Origin of the sequence: Ochrobactrum sp. AP1BH01-1 (genome assembly GCF_018066705.1) — a bacterium.
Lineage (GTDB): Bacteria > Pseudomonadota > Alphaproteobacteria > Rhizobiales > Rhizobiaceae > Brucella.
The window spans coordinates 287798-302639 of the sequence record NZ_JAGPOU010000002.1; the positions used below are offsets into that span (position 1 = coordinate 287798).

Here is a 14842-nt window from a genome sequence, read left to right on the forward strand (position 1 = left end):
TCAACAGAATCGATAAAGTCACTTTATAACGGAAACCAGCAAAAAACGCCAATTTCACGACCGTTTCGGTGGGCTATTTCCGGCTTTCAATTCAATGACTTAAAAGATATTCACATAAAGATTGAGCAACGATGTTGCCCGACCTCGCGCTTTGCATCGACCATGTGCTCCTGATCGTCTACAATCCGTGTATCCGATTGAGCATAACATGCCAACAAGAAGGGCGCGCGCAGCATGGGGTTCTACGATACGGTTTTCAGCGCGTTCGTCACCCTGCTGGTTACAATCGATCCGCCCGGATTGGCGCCATTGTTTCTGGCACTGACGCCGGGCATGAAACGCAGCCACCGCGGACAGGTGGCGCTGCGCGCCTCCATCATCGGTTTCATCGTGATGGCGCTGTTTGCCATTGCGGGGGCGCAAATCCTCGGCATGTTCGGCATTACCATCGGCGCGTTCCGCGTGGCCGGTGGCCTGCTCCTGTTCTGGATCGCATTCGAGATGATTTTCGAGAAGCGGACAGAGCGCAAGGAAAAGAGCGCCGAGGTCGCCATCACCAAGGACCATATCCGCAATATAGCGGCCTTCCCGCTGGCCATTCCGCTGATTGCCGGACCGGGCGCTATCTCCGCTATCGTGCTGACCTCGAACTCCTTCGAAGGCGTGGGACCGAAAGCGGCCCTTCTCGGCGTTATCTTCGTTTGTTTGCTGATCACCTATCTCGTGCTGCTTCTTGCAGAACGAGTCGACCGGTTTCTGGGCGAAACCGGTCGTTCCATCCTGACCCGCCTTCTCGGCGTCATTCTGGCTGCGCTTGCCGTTCAGTTCGTAGCCGATGGCATCAAGACGCTCATCAACGGTTAGGCCGATTTCTGTGCCTTCTTGCCGATCATCGCATGGCGCAGTTTTGACGAGAACCAGTCAATCACGGCAACAGCAATCAGGATCATGATAATCAGGAAGGAAACATCCTGAAGGTTCAGGACTTTGATCTGTTCCGCCAGATGCGCGCCGATGCCGCCTGCCCCGACAATACCGATGATCGTCGCCGAACGGGTATTCGACTCGAAGAAGTAAAGCACCTGACTGCCGATCAGCGGCAGAACCTGCGGCAAAACCCCGAAGCGATAGCCGTGCAGCCTGCCGCCGCCGGATGACACAACACCTTCGACCGGTTTCTTGTCGGCTCCCTCAATAGCTTCCGAGAACAGCTTGCCGAATGCGCCGAAATCCGAGCAGGCAATCGCGAGAATGCCTGCGAACGGTCCAAGCCCCACGACCGATACCCAGATCAGAGCCCAGATAAGCGTGTCGACGCCGCGAATAGTATCGAGGAAGCGGCGAATGCCAAAATGCAGGAACACATTGGGAATGATGTTCTTCGCCGCCAGAAAACCGAATGGAAAGGCCAGGATGGCGGCCAGCAACGTGCCAAGATAGGCAATTGCCAGCGTTTCCATCATCGACCACAGATAAAGGCTGAAACGCCCGCCTGACGATGGCGGCATCATCATCAGCGCGAAATCACCGAGGCGACCGAGGCCATTCAGAATGCGCAGCAGCGAAAAATCGAGCCAGTAAAAGGCGAACCAGACCGAGGCGATAAGGGCTACGGTAAAAATCGCCAGATTGCGCCATGTGCGGCCATTGCCGAACAGATCGGCATATTCGGCCCTCAGTTCCTTTTCATGCGCGTGTGCTTCGCGGGAGAGACTTTGTGCTACATCAGTCATGGTAATCTCCCGGTCTAGCCAATACGGCCAAGAAGCGCGTGGCGAACCCGCTGGGTGACAAGATCGATGACGAAGATCGTCACGATGATCAGAAGCAGGATGGCGCTCACATCGCTGTAATAGAACTGACGGATTGACGTGAGCAGTTCCTGCCCGATGCCGCCTGCCCCCACAAACCCCATGACCGACGCGCCGCGCACATTGATTTCAAAGCGCAGCAGGCCATAGGAAGCAAAATTCGCGGCCACCTGCGGCAGCACGGCAAAGCGGATGACCTGCAGGCCGGAACCACCCGATGCACGAATGCCTTCCACCGGACGCATGTCGATGTTCTCGACCACTTCCGAGAACAGCTTGCCCAGCGCACCTGTCGTGTGAAGCATCAGCGCCAGCACACCGGCCATCGGCCCGAGGCCGAAGGCGATGACGAACAGCAGCGCGAAGACAATTTCAGGAACGGTGCGCAGCAGTTCCAGCCCGCGACGGACGATGAAGCGCACCGTCGAATTGGGGGCCATGTTGGATGAGGCTGCAAAGGATGCAGCAAAAGCGACGACTGCGCCGATCAATGTCGCCAGATAGGCGATCAGCAGCGTTTCGAACAGCATCTTCAGCCAGCCGCCGAGGTTCCAGTACCAGGCAGCAAGATCGCCCCAGAAATTGGCGATCGTCAGATCCGGCAGAATGCGTCCGAGATAGCTAGTGAAGCGAAAGAGATTTTCGACCAGTGTGCCGGGCCGAACATCGGCAACGACGGAGGCAGCAATGGCGACAAGGACAAGCGCAAGGAGAAGCGCGATACCGTAGAGACGTCGTTTGCCGACTTCCCTGCGATAATCGGCAAGCAGACTTTTTGCTCCACTGCCGTCGAATGAGGATACCGTCATGCGAAATTCCTTTGATCAAGCCTGATCCCGAGGATTTTTTCGGAAACATGCTCTAAAAAAGTGCCCGGAACGGGTTACGTTCCGGGCACTTCAACTTCTCACGGATCAGGACTTGCGAGCTTTGTCGTTGAACTTGAGCATCTCGATGATCGGCTCGTAGTCCTTGGCTTCGGTGGCAACGAATTCCTGATCCTTACCGTCGGAAAGCGCGTCGAAGCCAGCCTTGTCCTTCTTCGGCATGTCGAGGAAAGCCTGCTTGATGTCGGCCTTCAGCTGGTCCGGCAGGGTGCTGAGAACGGCGAACGGACCTTCAGGAAGGAAGTCCGACTTGAAGATGATGCGGAAGTCGTCCTTCGTCAGTTCCTTGCCGTTGGCATCCTTCAGAACGCCGCGGCTGACCATGCGGGTCAGGTTGGAATCGTTTTCCGAGTTCCAGGAATTCGCAGCGGCATCAGCGGTGCCCTGCGCCAGAGCGAGAACTGCGTTTTCGTGGCTGCCGGCGAAGAAGTTCTTACCGAAGAACGTATCGACGCTATAGCCTTCGCGGTTGAGGAAGAAGCGCGGAGCATTGTTGCCCGAGGTCGAGTTCGGATCGACCAGAGCGATGGTCTTGCCCTTCAGGTCGTCCATTTTCTGGTAGGGGCTGTCGGCGCGAACGTAAACGACCGAATAATAGCCATTGACGCCGGTATCGTGACGCTGGTTGACGAGCGGCGTGGTTTCAACGCCGGTCATGACGGCGCGGGCGTAAGACGCCGGGCCATAGAATGCGATCTGGATGTTACCGGCGCGCTGGCCTTCGATAACGGCTGCATAGTCGTTGGCGACGCGGAGCGTGACCTTCGTGCCGAGTTCCTTGCCGAGATAGGCGGCGAGCGGCGCATAACGGTCGGAAGTCGTCGAGGCGTTTTCAGCCGGGATCACGCCCAGAACGATTTCCGGGTAATCCTTGCTCCAGTCAGCAGCCTGAACGGTGGAGGCCATCATTGGCATGGTCAGCGTTGCGGTAAGCGCAGCAGCCGCCAGAAAGTTTCTACGGTTAAGCATAGGTATCTCCTGTTAATCCCCGATTGGAGTGTATTTTTCCGACGTTCAGAGCGGGATGTTTTGAAGTTGAAACGTCATCTCGCTCCAAGTTTTGTTTGAGCATGATTTAATCCGAAAACCGGTTCCCACTTTTCGGAATCATGCTCTAGGCGGAAAGCTGGCGCAGAATGGCTTCAGCCGACTGCGGAACTGGCGTTGGCATCGGCATTGCTTCGTCCTGCTGCTCATCGGCGTCAATGACGTCGGCAGCTTCCATGCCGTAAAGATCACGCGATGCCATATCGGTCAGCATCGACGGTGTACCGCGGAATACGATCTTGCCGGCGGACATGCCGACGAGACGGTCGCAATAGCTGCGCGCAATATCGAGCGAGTGCAGATTGCAGAGAACCGTAATGCCATATTCGCGGTTGATGCGGCGCAGGGCGTCCATGACGCTGCGGGTGTTGCGCGGATCGAGCGATGCAATCGGCTCGTCGGCGAGGATGATGCGCGGCTGCTGCACGAGCGCGCGGGCAATCGCCACGCGCTGCTGCTGGCCGCCCGAAAGCTCATCGGCGCGATGCGCTGCAAGATGCGCAATGTCGAACTGCTGCAAGGCCGAAAGCGCAATCAGGCGCTCCTCATCGCTCCAGATACGCAGGAGCGATTTCGGTGTCGAAACATAGTTCAGACGGCCCATCAGGACGTTAGTCAGGACATCCAGACGGTCAACCAGATTGAAATGCTGGAAAATCATCGCGCATTGTGCGCGCCAGTCCCGCAGGCCCGAGCCTTTCAGCCCGGTAACATCGCGGCCATCCCAGTGAATGGTTCCCTCCGAAGGTTCGACCAGGCGGTTGATCATGCGCAGAAGCGTCGACTTGCCTGCGCCGGAGCGCCCGATAATTCCCACAAACGTGCCGGGTTCGATTTCGAGGTCCACGCCCGAAACCGCCACCTTGTCATTGTAGCGGCGCGTTATGTTTTTTAGTTGAAGCATGAATTCGTCTCCATTCATGCTCACTATCGGTCCGTTCAATGACACTGCAATGAACGGACCATGACGTTTGTGTAAACTTCTATTCCGCTTTAAGTTTATTTCTTAGCAAGTTGTTTTATAACAAACTTTCTGCAGATGGCGGAGGAACGCATCTGTGGAAGCAGCGACTTCACCCGAATTGTCTATTGTGACAACATCATCGGCCCCGTCATCGAAATTCACTTCGCGCTTAAGTCGCAAAGCGATTTCCTCGCGGCTCTCGCGGCCGCGGGATGCAAGCCGTTCCGCAAGCACTTCGGGTCTTGCCGAAATGACAACCACCGAGCGTTCGGCGTACAGCCTGCGAACATCGCCGAGAACCCGGCGCGAAACATTGGCGATTACCACTGTTCCGTCCGCGATTTCCTCATCAAGCGATTTCGGCAACGCGTAGCTCAGGCCATGCGCCTGCCAGTGCAGGGCGAAAGCACCCTCGCCCGCCGATCTTGTAAATGTCGCTTCGTCCAGACTGTCGTGATCTTCCGTCCCCGGCATTTGCGGGCGGGTGATGATGCGGCGCACAAAGTGAAAACGCGTGTCGCCCGTCAGAGCCACACGCGCCGCATCCATGATCGTATCCTTGCCGGCCCCGCTGGGGCCGACAACGGCGACGAAACAGCCTTTCGGCCTGCTGTTCAGCATCACAACACCCGCTCGCCTTCGCGCCAGACCGTGCGGACGACCGGGATCGCGCCTTTCGGACGCACGCGGACCAGATCGGCGCGCTTACCGATAGCGATTTCGCCGCGATCATCCATGGCCATGGCATCAGCAGGATTCTTGGTCACAAGCCGGATTGCGTCAGGCAGCGCAATCGGACGTTCACCGGAAGCCAGACCGAAAGCCGACTGAATGAGGCTGAATGGAATGTAATCCGACGACAAAATGTCGAGGCTGCCATTGTCGACGAGATCGCGCGCGGCGATATTGCCGGAATGCGAGCCGCCGCGAACGATATTCGGTGCGCCCATCAGGATCGAAAGGCCCGCGCCTTTCGAAGCATTGGCGGCTTCCATCGTGGTCGGGAACTCGGCAATCCGCACACCATGGTCGAGCGATTCATCGACATGCGCACTGGTTGCATCGTCATGGCTGGCCAGAACGATGCCCCGCTCTGCCGCCAGTTCGGCGATGGAACGGCGGTGTCTGGCAGAATAGGTGTCCGAATCCGCCATACGCTTTTCACAATGCACCCGGAACTCCTCATCCGTGAGCTTCATCTTGCGCATGTAATAGGTGCGATAGGTCTCAAGATCAACGAATTGCCGCTGCCCCGGCGCATGATCCATGAGCGATGCAAGTTTTACCCTGTCGTCGCCTGCGAAAAGCTCGAATGTCTCAAGGCAGTCTGCCGAGGAAACCTCACAGCGCAGATGCAGGAAGTGATCGGCACGCAGGCGATTTTCGCGCACGCCGCTTTCAATCGCATCCGCAAGCATTCGCATATCCTTGCCGACGAAATCGCGGTCATAGTCCGAACCGACGCGCATCGCATCGAAAACCGTCGTGATGCCCGATGCCGCCACCTGCGCATCGTGCGCCTGCACGGCAGCATCGACATTCCAGCGCACCTTCGGGCGTGGCGCATAGTGGCTTTCCAGCTGGTCGGTGTGGAGCTCAATGAGGCCCGGAATGACGTAATCGCCATCCATATCGTCGCCGCCATTGCTATTGCCCTGATCGATCGCTGCAATCTTGCCGTCACGGATCAGGATGGAACCGGAAACAATCTCGTCAGCGAGCACGATCCGCGCGTTTTTGAGAACGATTTCATTAGCCATTGGATAGCTCTTTCATGACCGCATTCGTGTTGGCGGGTGTTTCATATTTTGCGAGGAAGGCTTCGATATCGAGCGTACGGAAATCATCGAGCGCATCGCGCAGGTGTTCATGGCTCCAGTCCCACCAGGCCAGCCGGTCGAGGCGATTGCCGGTCGCAGCATCGAAGCGTTCGCGGATGAGGCGCGCAGGCACGCCGCCCACAATCGTGTAGGGCGCCACATCCTTGCTGACCACGGCTCCGGCACCGACAACCGCACCATTGCCGACAGTCACGCCCGGCAAAATGGTGGAACCATGGCCAAGCCATGTGTCGTGGCCAATCTTCACCGCATTGCCGCGCCGCCACTCGAAGAACTCCGTCTCATCCTTTTCTTCCGGCCAGTAATCGCCGGCGCGGTAGGTGAAATGATGCAGTGTCGGACGCCATGTCGGATGGTTGGTGGCGTTGATGCGCACATGGCTGGCGATATTGGAAAACTTGCCGATCTCCGCGCACCAGATTTCGCAATCGACACCGAGATAGGAATAATCGTCCAGCACGGTTTCCGAAACGCGGCTGCGCTCGCCAATCTCGGTATAGCGCCCGAGCGTGCAGCCGCTGACGATGGCCGTTTCGTGAACCAGCGGTTCCGCCGAGAGTTTGGTCATGCTTGCCCCCTCGGAGAAAAAGCCGTCACGTCGATGATCCGGTCGGCAACTTCGCCGCGCACATCTTCGTCGTGGAAGATGCCGAGCATGGCAACGCCCTGCTCCTTCTTGGCCTTGATGAGATCGACCACGACCGCGCGGTTCTTCGCGTCGAGCGATGCGGTCGGCTCATCGAGCAGCAATACCGGATGATCCGTGATGAAGCCGCGCGCGATATTAACGCGCTGCTGTTCACCGCCGGAGAAGGTCGCAGGCGGCAAGGCCCAAAGCCTTTCCGGCAGATTGAGCTTTGCGAGAAGCTCGCGGGCGCGGTTCAGCGCCGCTTCACGTTCAACGCCACGCGCAACCAACGGTTCGGCAACCACATCGATTGCCGCAACACGCGGCAGCGTGCGCAGAAACTGGCTGACATAGCCAATCGTATCGCGACGCACCGCCAGCACCTCACGCGGATCGGCAGTGGCAAGATCGACAACCGTGTCGGCATGGCGGATCATGATCGAGCCGCCATTGACCGCGTAATTGCCATAGACCATTTTCAGGATCGAGCTCTTGCCCGCGCCCGAAGGTCCGCCAAGCACCGCGCATTCACCGGCACGGAGCTCAAAATTCACGCCGCGAACGACCGGAAGTTCGATGCCGCCCTGCAAATGCATGACGAAGGTTTTCGTCACATCGGTGACGGCAAGCGGGGCTGATGTTTGCAACATAGGCATTTTTCACCTCACGCATGAAGTTCCGCTAATTTAGGAACAACATGCAATAAACATCTGTTTTGATTTACTAAACTTGCAGAATAGAGGACACAAGCAGCTGCGTATAAGGCGCTTGCGGGTCATCCAGCACGCGATCCGTCAGGCCCTGCTCGACAATATGGCCGTCTTTCATGACCATGATGCGATGGGACAGAAGCCGGGCCACGGCGAGATCATGCGTCACGATGACCACCGAAAGGCCGAGATCGCTGACGAGACCGCGCAGAAGGTCGAGGAGACGCGCCTGCACTGACACATCGAGACCGCCGGTCGGTTCATCCATGAAGACAAGACGCGGTGCCGTCACCAGATTGCGTGCAATCTGCAAGCGCTGGCGCATACCCCCGGAAAAGGCGCGTGGCTGATCATCAATGCGGTCGGAGGCGATTTCGACGCGTCCCAGCCATTCGGTGGCTGTGTTGCGGATATTGCCGTAATGGCGTTCGCCGACGGCCATTAGACGTTCGCCGACATTGGCGCCAGCCGAAACCGTCATGCGCAATCCATCTGCCGGGTTCTGATGCACAAAACCCCAGTCGGTCCGCATCAGGAAGCGGCGTTCCGCCTCGCCTATTCTGTAGAGATCGCGGAATTCACCGTCGCGCATCCGGTATTCAACCGTGCCGGAAGTCGGTTCCAGACGGGTTGCCAGACTGTTCAGGAGCGTCGTCTTGCCGGAACCGGATTCGCCGACGATGGCCAGCACTTCGCCCGGCCACAGATTGAAGGAAATATCGGCACAGCCACGGCGATTGCCGTAGAATTTCGACAGGCTGTTCACTCTCAGCAGGGGTTGCTCGCTCATTGTGCGGCCTCCTTGTTTGCAGCCAGATGACCGAAATGGCCGTTGGCCTGCCGGTCTTCGCAAAAATCGGTGTCGGAACAAACGAACATCGAGCCGCCGCGATCATCCAGCACGACTTCATCCAGATAGACGCCCTTCGCCCCGCAAAGCGCGCAGGGTTCCTTGAACTTCTGCACTTCAAACGGATGGTCCTCAAAGTCGAGGCTCACCACCTGCGTATAGGGCGGCACGGCATAGATGCGCTTTTCGCGACCGGCGCCGAACAATTGCAATGCCGGCGACATATGCATTTTCGGATTGTCGAATTTCGGCGTCGGCGAAGGCGCCATCACATAGCGGCCCTCGATCATCACCGGATAATCGTAGGTCTTGGCGATATGGCCGTGCCGCGCAATATCTTCATAAAGCTTCACATGCATGAGGCCGTATTCAGCGAGCGCGTGCATCTTGCGGGTCTCGGTTTCACGCGGCTCCAGAAAACGCAGCGGCTCCGGGATCGGCACCTGATAGACGATCACCTGCCCTTCGGTCAGCGGATATTCCGGAATGCGGTGACGGGTCTGGATGATCGTCGCCTCACCCGTATGGGTGGTGACGGCGACATTGGCGGTTTTCTGGAAGAAGGCGCGGATGGAGACGGCATTGGTCGTGTCGTCGGCACCCTGATCGATGACCTTCAGCACATCGTCCGGCCCGAGGATCGAAGCTGTCACCTGCACGCCGCCCGTGCCCCAGCCATAAGGCATCGGCATTTCACGGCTGGCAAACGGCACCTGATAACCGGGAATGGCAATGGCCTTCAGGATAGCGCGGCGGATCATCCGCTTGGTCTGTTCGTCCAGATAGGCAAAATTGTAATTGGCCAGATCGCTCATTCTGCGGCCTCCTTTGCCGAACTTTCGGTATCGTTGTTCGCTTGCTCATATTCCGCACGCATGCGGCGGATGAGATCGAGTTCTGCCTGGAAATCCACGTAGTGCGGCAGTTTCAGATGTTCGACGAAGCCCGTCGCCTGCACGTTGTCGGAATGGGAAATGACGAATTCTTCGTCCTGCGCGGGCGCGGTCACATCCGTATCGAATTCGCGCACGCGCAGAGCGCGGTCACAAAGCGACATCGACATCGCCTTGCGTTCGCTCTGGCCGAACACCAGCCCATAACCGCGTGTAAACTGCGGAGGCTGCTTGGCTGAACCCTTGAACTGGTTGACCATCTGGCACTCGGTCAGCTGCACGCGACCGAGCGAAACAGCAAAGCCAAGTTCCGGCACGTCGAACTCGACCTCGACTTCGCCGATGCGGATTTCGCCAACGAATGGGTGGTTGTTGCCATAGCCGCGTTGAGTGGAATAGCCGAGCGCCAGCAGGAAGCCCTCATCGCCACGCGCCAATGCCTGAAGGCGTAAGTCGCGCTCCATCGGAAATGTCCACGGTTCACGGGTCAGGTCGCCCGGCTCATGACCTTCGGGCAACGCACCATCGTCCTCGATCATCCCGTTGACGCCGAGAATATCGGTCACGCGGGGCGTTTCTTCCGGTTCGGCAGGGCGCGTTTCCGGCTCCGGCACAGCCACATCCCCGGCCAGTTCCGGATCAAGCAGCCGGTGCGTGTAATCGAAGGTCGGCCCCAGGAGCTGGCCACCCGGCAGATCCTTGTAAGTCGCCGAAATGCGGCGCTCGATCAGCATTTGCGCCGTTTCCATCGGACGGGAATAGCCGAAGCGCGGCAAGGTGGTTCGATAGGCGCGCACGAGGAAAATCGCCTCGATCAGATCGCCACGCGACTGGCGAACGGCGAGCGCGGCCAATTCACGGTCATAGAGCGAACCTTCGGCCATGACGCGATCGACCGCCAGCGCAAGCTGTTCCGCGATCTGGTCGAGACGCAGCGCCGGGACCGAACGGTCACCGCGACGGCGATCATCGAGAAGACGGTGGGCATTGCGGATGGCCGTTTCGCCACCCTTTACGGCAACATACATGATCAGCCCTCCAGAGCAGAAATCCGGGTTGTGCGGGGAAGTGCTGCGACGGCGCCGTCGCTGACCAGAACAAGATCAACGCCGAGCGGATATTGCGCACCGTTCTCGCGCCATTGTTTGACGAAGTCTTTCGGCAGCCCGTCGACGTGGAGCACACGCTCACCATCGATGCCGGGGCCTTTCAGCACATAGCCCTGCCCGTTGTTCAGCGATGCAACGGCGAGAACCACGGTCGTTGAGCGGTCGGGAAACTCGGCATCGCCCTGAGAAAACTCAACCAGGGACGGCAGTAGCGATACATTGCTGATCAGGGCGAATTGCGCGGCACCAGCATTATCGATACGTGGCGCGCCGGTGTGGAAAGTAAGCCACGCAGTTGCGCTTTCCTGGGCCGTTATAGCTGCATCGCACCAGACCGTCGCATCGTGATCAAGCAAGGTGGCTGCAATAACACCCAGTTCCGGGGTCAACGGCTGTGGCGGTGTGGCTGCACGGGCAAGCGGATAGATGCGGCCGGGATTAGCCATGGCGTGCATGACGGCGTGAAAAGCCGACTGGGCATCGGTTACCGGATCGGCAAAACCGCCCTCGAACGCCGATGAGGCACCATTTACAGAAGGTGAAGGCAGCATCAATTGTCTCCCCGGACCATTGTGAAGAAATCGACCTTGGTAGCGGCAGCTTCGCCGCGCAGCGTGGCGTCGGCATCGTCCTGCTGCTTGCGCAGAACGTTCAGCACTTGCTTTTCAACCGCGTCGCGGTGGTTCTCATCCAGCCACAGCGCATCGAAAAGAGCGGCAAGGCGGGCCTTTTCCTGATCGCGGCCAAGCGCATACGAATGACCGACCGAACCATCGGAGAGCCGTACCGTAGCGCGCGTTACCGTGGCTTCGCCCACATTGAAGGGAGCGCCGCCACCACCGATGCGACCGCGCAGCATCACGAGGCCGGTTTCCGGCCCACGCAGAACTTCAAATTCAGGCTTGTCGGACCATGCTTGCCAGAAGGCTTCCAATTCTTCGCCGCTCGCACGCGCAAGAACTGCCATGCTTGCCTGCCGCGCAATCTGCACTGCATCCGGCGCCTTGTCGCTTTCAGTGGCGGAACCGGTTCCGCCTCCCTTCGCATTTTGCTCCGTACCGTACATGAGCTTCCCTGCCCTGTTAGTTCCAGAGTACGCTTCGACCCGATTGCATCGGACCGGCGCTCTGGAGTTTGCTTTGAGGTACATCGGGCCTGAAAATGGTTTCCTGCCGTTTCGGGATGCACGCTCGTTGACTTGATCTCTCATATTGTCTAGTTATATAGACAACTATACAATACCAGAATGAATACACCCTGCCAATGACAGGACGATGACAGTTGATGACAAAGACCAGGCGAATTGAGAGAAACAGCGGCGTGGCTATCTGGCGGCAGATTGCCGATGAGATACGCGGCGATATAAGGGCGGGGAAGCTTGCAACGGGCGCACGCATGCCCGCCGAGATGGAACTGGCCGACCGGTTCGGGGTCAACCGGCATACGGTGCGCAGCGCCATCGCAGCGCTGACGCAGGAAGGCGTGCTGCGCGCCGAACAGGGTCGCGGCACTTTCGTCGCCAACGCGAAGCGGCTCACCTATCAGATCGGGCGCCGCACCCGCATTTCACAATCGCTCGCTTCGCAGGTGAGCGACATGAAGGGCACGCTGCTCGCTTCCGGCATAGTGCCCGCCTCTTCCGATGTGGCTGAGGCTCTCGGGATCGAAACCGGTTCGCCTGTGACGCGGCTGGAGACCTTGCACAGCGCTGACGGGCGTCCGGTTTCCCGCGCAACGCTGTGGATCAGTGCCGAACAATTCCCGGAAATTGCACAAGCCTATGCCGAAAGCGGTTCCATTACAGTGGCTTTCAGAAAAGCAGGGATTGCCGATTACTTCCGCAAGTCCACAATCATATCCGCCCGTCATGCGGATTCGGACGATCTGAAACATCTGAAACTTTCGCCGGGCGCAATCGTGCTGACCGCAAGGGCAATCAATGTGAACACGCATGGCGCGCCGATCCAATATTCGCTCACGCGATTCTCTGCCGACAATATGGAATTCTTGATCGACACCTATTCTGGCGATCCGCAGATGAATGACATGAACTGAACCGAGCCAGCGCCAAACATATACGACGCCTCCAATCCAGACAGGGGTACCCTGATGACCGTTACTATTTTTCACAACCCGAAATGCGGCACCTCACGCAATACGCTGGCGATGATCCGGGCCAGCGGCGAAGAGCCTGTCATTGTCGAATATGTACAGAATCCACCTACGCGGGAGCGTCTGGTCGGGCTGCTGGCGGCAATGAATTTGACGCCGCGTGAACTACTACGCGAGAAGGGCACGCCCTATGCCGAACTCGGCCTGTCCGATCAGAAATGGACCGACGACGAGCTGATCGACTTCATGATGGCCCATCCGATTCTGATCAACCGGCCTATCGTCGAAACACCGCGCGGCACCCGGCTTTGCCGTCCTTCCGAACTGGTTCTGCCTCTTCTGGCAACCCCGGTTGCTTCCTTCACCAAGGAAGATGGCGAGCAGGTCACATATGAGGACAAATCACGCTGACGGTTTCAGCCAGCGGAACCGCTACTCGGGCCAGTGCTCCCTGACACACGACTGCAATAGAAAAGGCGCTGCAAAACAGCGCCTTATCGCATTTCACTTATAAACTGATTTACACGCGTTCTCAGAACGGAATTTCGTCATCCAGATCACGGGAGAAGCCGCCGCCGCTGCCGCCGCCCGAAGACGGGCCGGACGAACCGAAATCACCGCCGCCGCCGGAGTAATCCGACATCTGGTTGCGATTGCCGCCGCCGCCGAACGAACGGCCCTCACCGCCGCCTTCACCGCGGCTGTCGAGCATCTGCAACTCGCCGCGGAACTTCTGCAACACGACTTCCGTCGAGTAACGGTCATTGCCGTTCTGGTCCTGCCATTTGCGGGTCTGGAGCGCGCCTTCGATATAAACCTTGGCGCCCTTCTTCAGATATTGTTCCGCGACCTTGGCAAGGTTTTCGTTGAAAATGACGACGCTGTGCCATTCGGTGCGGTCCTTGCGTTCGCCGGTCTGACGGTCGCGCCAGCTTTCCGACGTTGCAATGCGCAGATTGGCAACCACATCGCCCGAGTTCAGACGACGAATTTCCGGATCGGCACCAAGATTGCCGACCAGAATGACTTTGTTGACGCTACCAGCCATCGAAAAATTACTCCGGGTCTCGCACGCACACTCTTTCCGCACAGCTTCGCACGGACAAGAGGCACTTTCCAAATGAAAGCTCAGGCGCAACGATGCGCCATCACCAGAAACTCATATGCTCACCTTACAGGACTGGCTCAATGAGCGCTCAATCCGGCGCGGCGAATTTGTCAATGTCCACAGAGTTTATGTTCTTGTTTTGTTCAAAATGCAACCTTCTACACGAAAAAGACATGCGTTCGCCACAAATTTTCAGGGGTTTTTGCACCACTTCCTGGGCTGAAAATGGAGTTTGCCTCAATTCAGCGCTAAAAACCGCATCTGCCTTAATTTCAAAACAGCCGTCGCGCGCACCTCACGACGCGATAGCCGTATGCGCTCCGCAACGCAGTTATATATCCAAGGAAAAGCCCTGCCGCTCACTGTATCTTTGGCGCGCAGGGCTTGGGTTTTGAGCAGTGCTCGTGTGCCGACAATAATTCGCCGACAGATCTTTTCGGAAAGCGATGGCATGCAACCATCAAAATTCCGCGCAAATTCAAATTTTCGGCAATCGCAGTTTCAATCAACGATGCACCATTCCTTGCGAAAAGATGCTGCCGCGACCGAAATGGATTGTGCTTTCATCGTTGTGAAAGCTAGGCAACGTAGTCAGGTGGACTCATGCTCCTTACCTCCCTACTGGGTCTCCCGCCTCCTGCGGACCTCTTGCCGATGCCGTGTCATCCCACCGCGGCACCTCTCCGCTGTCAGCGAGTAGGGGTAGTCTGCTCCTGTCAGGAGTGACAGTCAACGCTCTTGCGTTCACATTTCGTATCGCCTATCAGAAGGCTGGTTGTTCGATATTTGTTCCAATGATAAGAGTGCACCGATGAATGACCGGAGCCCCCTTCTTATTGGAGGGTTTCACCCCATATTAAAGACCGGCGCGACGTTTTTCAC

At 57.8% G+C, this 14842-nt stretch carries 17 protein-coding genes and 1 pseudogene; 4 read left to right on the plus strand and 14 right to left on the minus strand.

All coding sequences use genetic code 11. The annotated features are described in order from the left end of the window. The first annotated feature begins 234 nt into the window (after positions 1 to 234). Positions 235 to 864: a MarC family protein gene (locus tag J9800_RS06745; RefSeq protein ID WP_112588276.1), complete on the plus strand. Its 630-nt coding sequence runs from the start codon at positions 235 to 237 to the stop codon at positions 862 to 864. Here the strand turns inward: J9800_RS06745 and phnE (J9800_RS06750) are convergent. The 13 genes from phnE (J9800_RS06750) to phnG all read right to left on the minus strand — a co-directional run bounded on the left by phnE (J9800_RS06750) (position 861) and on the right by phnG (position 11806). Further along, the gene (phnE, locus tag J9800_RS06750; RefSeq protein ID WP_114215361.1) at positions 861 to 1733 is read right to left on the minus strand and encodes a phosphonate ABC transporter, permease protein PhnE; all 873 of its coding nucleotides are present in this window, start codon (positions 1731 to 1733) and stop codon (positions 861 to 863) included. The genes J9800_RS06745 and phnE (J9800_RS06750) overlap by 4 nt on opposite strands. Before the next feature lie 14 nt (positions 1734 to 1747). Further along, a complete protein-coding gene (gene phnE, locus J9800_RS06755; RefSeq protein ID WP_114215360.1) occupies positions 1748 to 2620 on the minus strand; it encodes a phosphonate ABC transporter, permease protein PhnE in 873 nt (290 codons plus the stop codon). Between the two features lie 105 nt (positions 2621 to 2725). Beyond that, entirely contained in the window at positions 2726 to 3667 is a 942-nt protein-coding gene (gene phnD / locus J9800_RS06760; protein ID WP_114215359.1) for a phosphonate ABC transporter substrate-binding protein, read from the minus strand. A gap of 145 nt (positions 3668 to 3812) precedes the next feature. After that, entirely contained in the window at positions 3813 to 4649 is an 837-nt protein-coding gene (gene phnC / locus J9800_RS06765) for a phosphonate ABC transporter ATP-binding protein (RefSeq protein ID WP_114215358.1), read from the minus strand. Between the two features lie 102 nt (positions 4650 to 4751). After that, positions 4752 to 5330, minus strand: coding sequence for a phosphonate metabolism protein/1,5-bisphosphokinase (PRPP-forming) PhnN (phnN, locus tag J9800_RS06770; protein ID WP_114215357.1), 579 nt, complete (start codon positions 5328 to 5330; stop codon positions 4752 to 4754). Next, entirely contained in the window at positions 5330 to 6469 is a 1140-nt protein-coding gene (locus tag J9800_RS06775; protein WP_114215356.1) for an alpha-D-ribose 1-methylphosphonate 5-triphosphate diphosphatase, read from the minus strand. Before J9800_RS06775 ends, phnN begins: the two co-directional genes overlap by 1 nt. Beyond that, complete coding sequence (locus J9800_RS06780; RefSeq protein ID WP_114215355.1) at positions 6462 to 7118, minus strand: DapH/DapD/GlmU-related protein; 657 nt, start codon at positions 7116 to 7118, stop codon at positions 6462 to 6464. Before J9800_RS06780 ends, J9800_RS06775 begins: the two co-directional genes overlap by 8 nt. Further along, positions 7115 to 7828: a phosphonate C-P lyase system protein PhnL gene (phnL, locus tag J9800_RS06785; protein ID WP_114215354.1), complete on the minus strand. Its 714-nt coding sequence runs from the start codon at positions 7826 to 7828 to the stop codon at positions 7115 to 7117. The genes J9800_RS06780 and phnL overlap by 4 nt, the downstream gene beginning before the upstream one ends. Positions 7829 to 7901: 73 nt before the next feature. Next, the gene (gene phnK, locus J9800_RS06790; RefSeq protein ID WP_114215353.1) at positions 7902 to 8678 is read right to left on the minus strand and encodes a phosphonate C-P lyase system protein PhnK; all 777 of its coding nucleotides are present in this window, start codon (positions 8676 to 8678) and stop codon (positions 7902 to 7904) included. Continuing rightward, positions 8675 to 9553 (minus strand): alpha-D-ribose 1-methylphosphonate 5-phosphate C-P-lyase PhnJ, encoded by an 879-nt coding sequence (locus J9800_RS06795; RefSeq protein WP_114215352.1) that lies wholly within the window; start codon positions 9551 to 9553, stop codon positions 8675 to 8677. Before J9800_RS06795 ends, phnK begins: the two co-directional genes overlap by 4 nt. Further along, positions 9550 to 10659 (minus strand): carbon-phosphorus lyase complex subunit, encoded by a 1110-nt coding sequence (locus tag J9800_RS06800; RefSeq protein ID WP_114215351.1) that lies wholly within the window; start codon positions 10657 to 10659, stop codon positions 9550 to 9552. The genes J9800_RS06795 and J9800_RS06800 overlap by 4 nt, the downstream gene beginning before the upstream one ends. 2 nt (positions 10660 to 10661) lie before the next feature. After that, positions 10662 to 11291 (minus strand): phosphonate C-P lyase system protein PhnH, encoded by a 630-nt coding sequence (phnH, locus tag J9800_RS06805; protein ID WP_114215350.1) that lies wholly within the window; start codon positions 11289 to 11291, stop codon positions 10662 to 10664. Then, a complete protein-coding gene (gene phnG, locus J9800_RS06810; protein ID WP_114215349.1) occupies positions 11291 to 11806 on the minus strand; it encodes a phosphonate C-P lyase system protein PhnG in 516 nt (171 codons plus the stop codon). Before phnG ends, phnH begins: the two co-directional genes overlap by 1 nt. Positions 11807 to 12021: 215 nt before the next feature. Between phnG and phnF the strand changes: the two genes are divergently transcribed. After that, on the plus strand, positions 12022 to 12795 hold the full coding sequence (gene phnF, locus J9800_RS06815; RefSeq protein WP_205315906.1) for a phosphonate metabolism transcriptional regulator PhnF: 774 nt from the start codon (positions 12022 to 12024) through the stop codon (positions 12793 to 12795). 54 nt (positions 12796 to 12849) lie between these two features. After that, on the plus strand, positions 12850 to 13263 hold the full coding sequence (gene arsC / locus J9800_RS06820) for an arsenate reductase (glutaredoxin) (protein ID WP_112588248.1): 414 nt from the start codon (positions 12850 to 12852) through the stop codon (positions 13261 to 13263). Between the two features lie 121 nt (positions 13264 to 13384). Here arsC and ssb read toward each other — a convergent pair whose 3' ends face one another. Next, a complete protein-coding gene (gene ssb / locus J9800_RS06825) occupies positions 13385 to 13900 on the minus strand; it encodes a single-stranded DNA-binding protein (protein ID WP_006470425.1) in 516 nt (171 codons plus the stop codon). Positions 13901 to 14563: 663 nt separating this feature from the next. On the opposite strand from ssb, the pseudogene J9800_RS06830 reads away from it, so the two are divergent. Then, a pseudogene (locus tag J9800_RS06830) lies at positions 14564 to 14775 on the plus strand (hypothetical protein). The last annotated feature ends 67 nt before the right edge of the window (positions 14776 to 14842 follow it).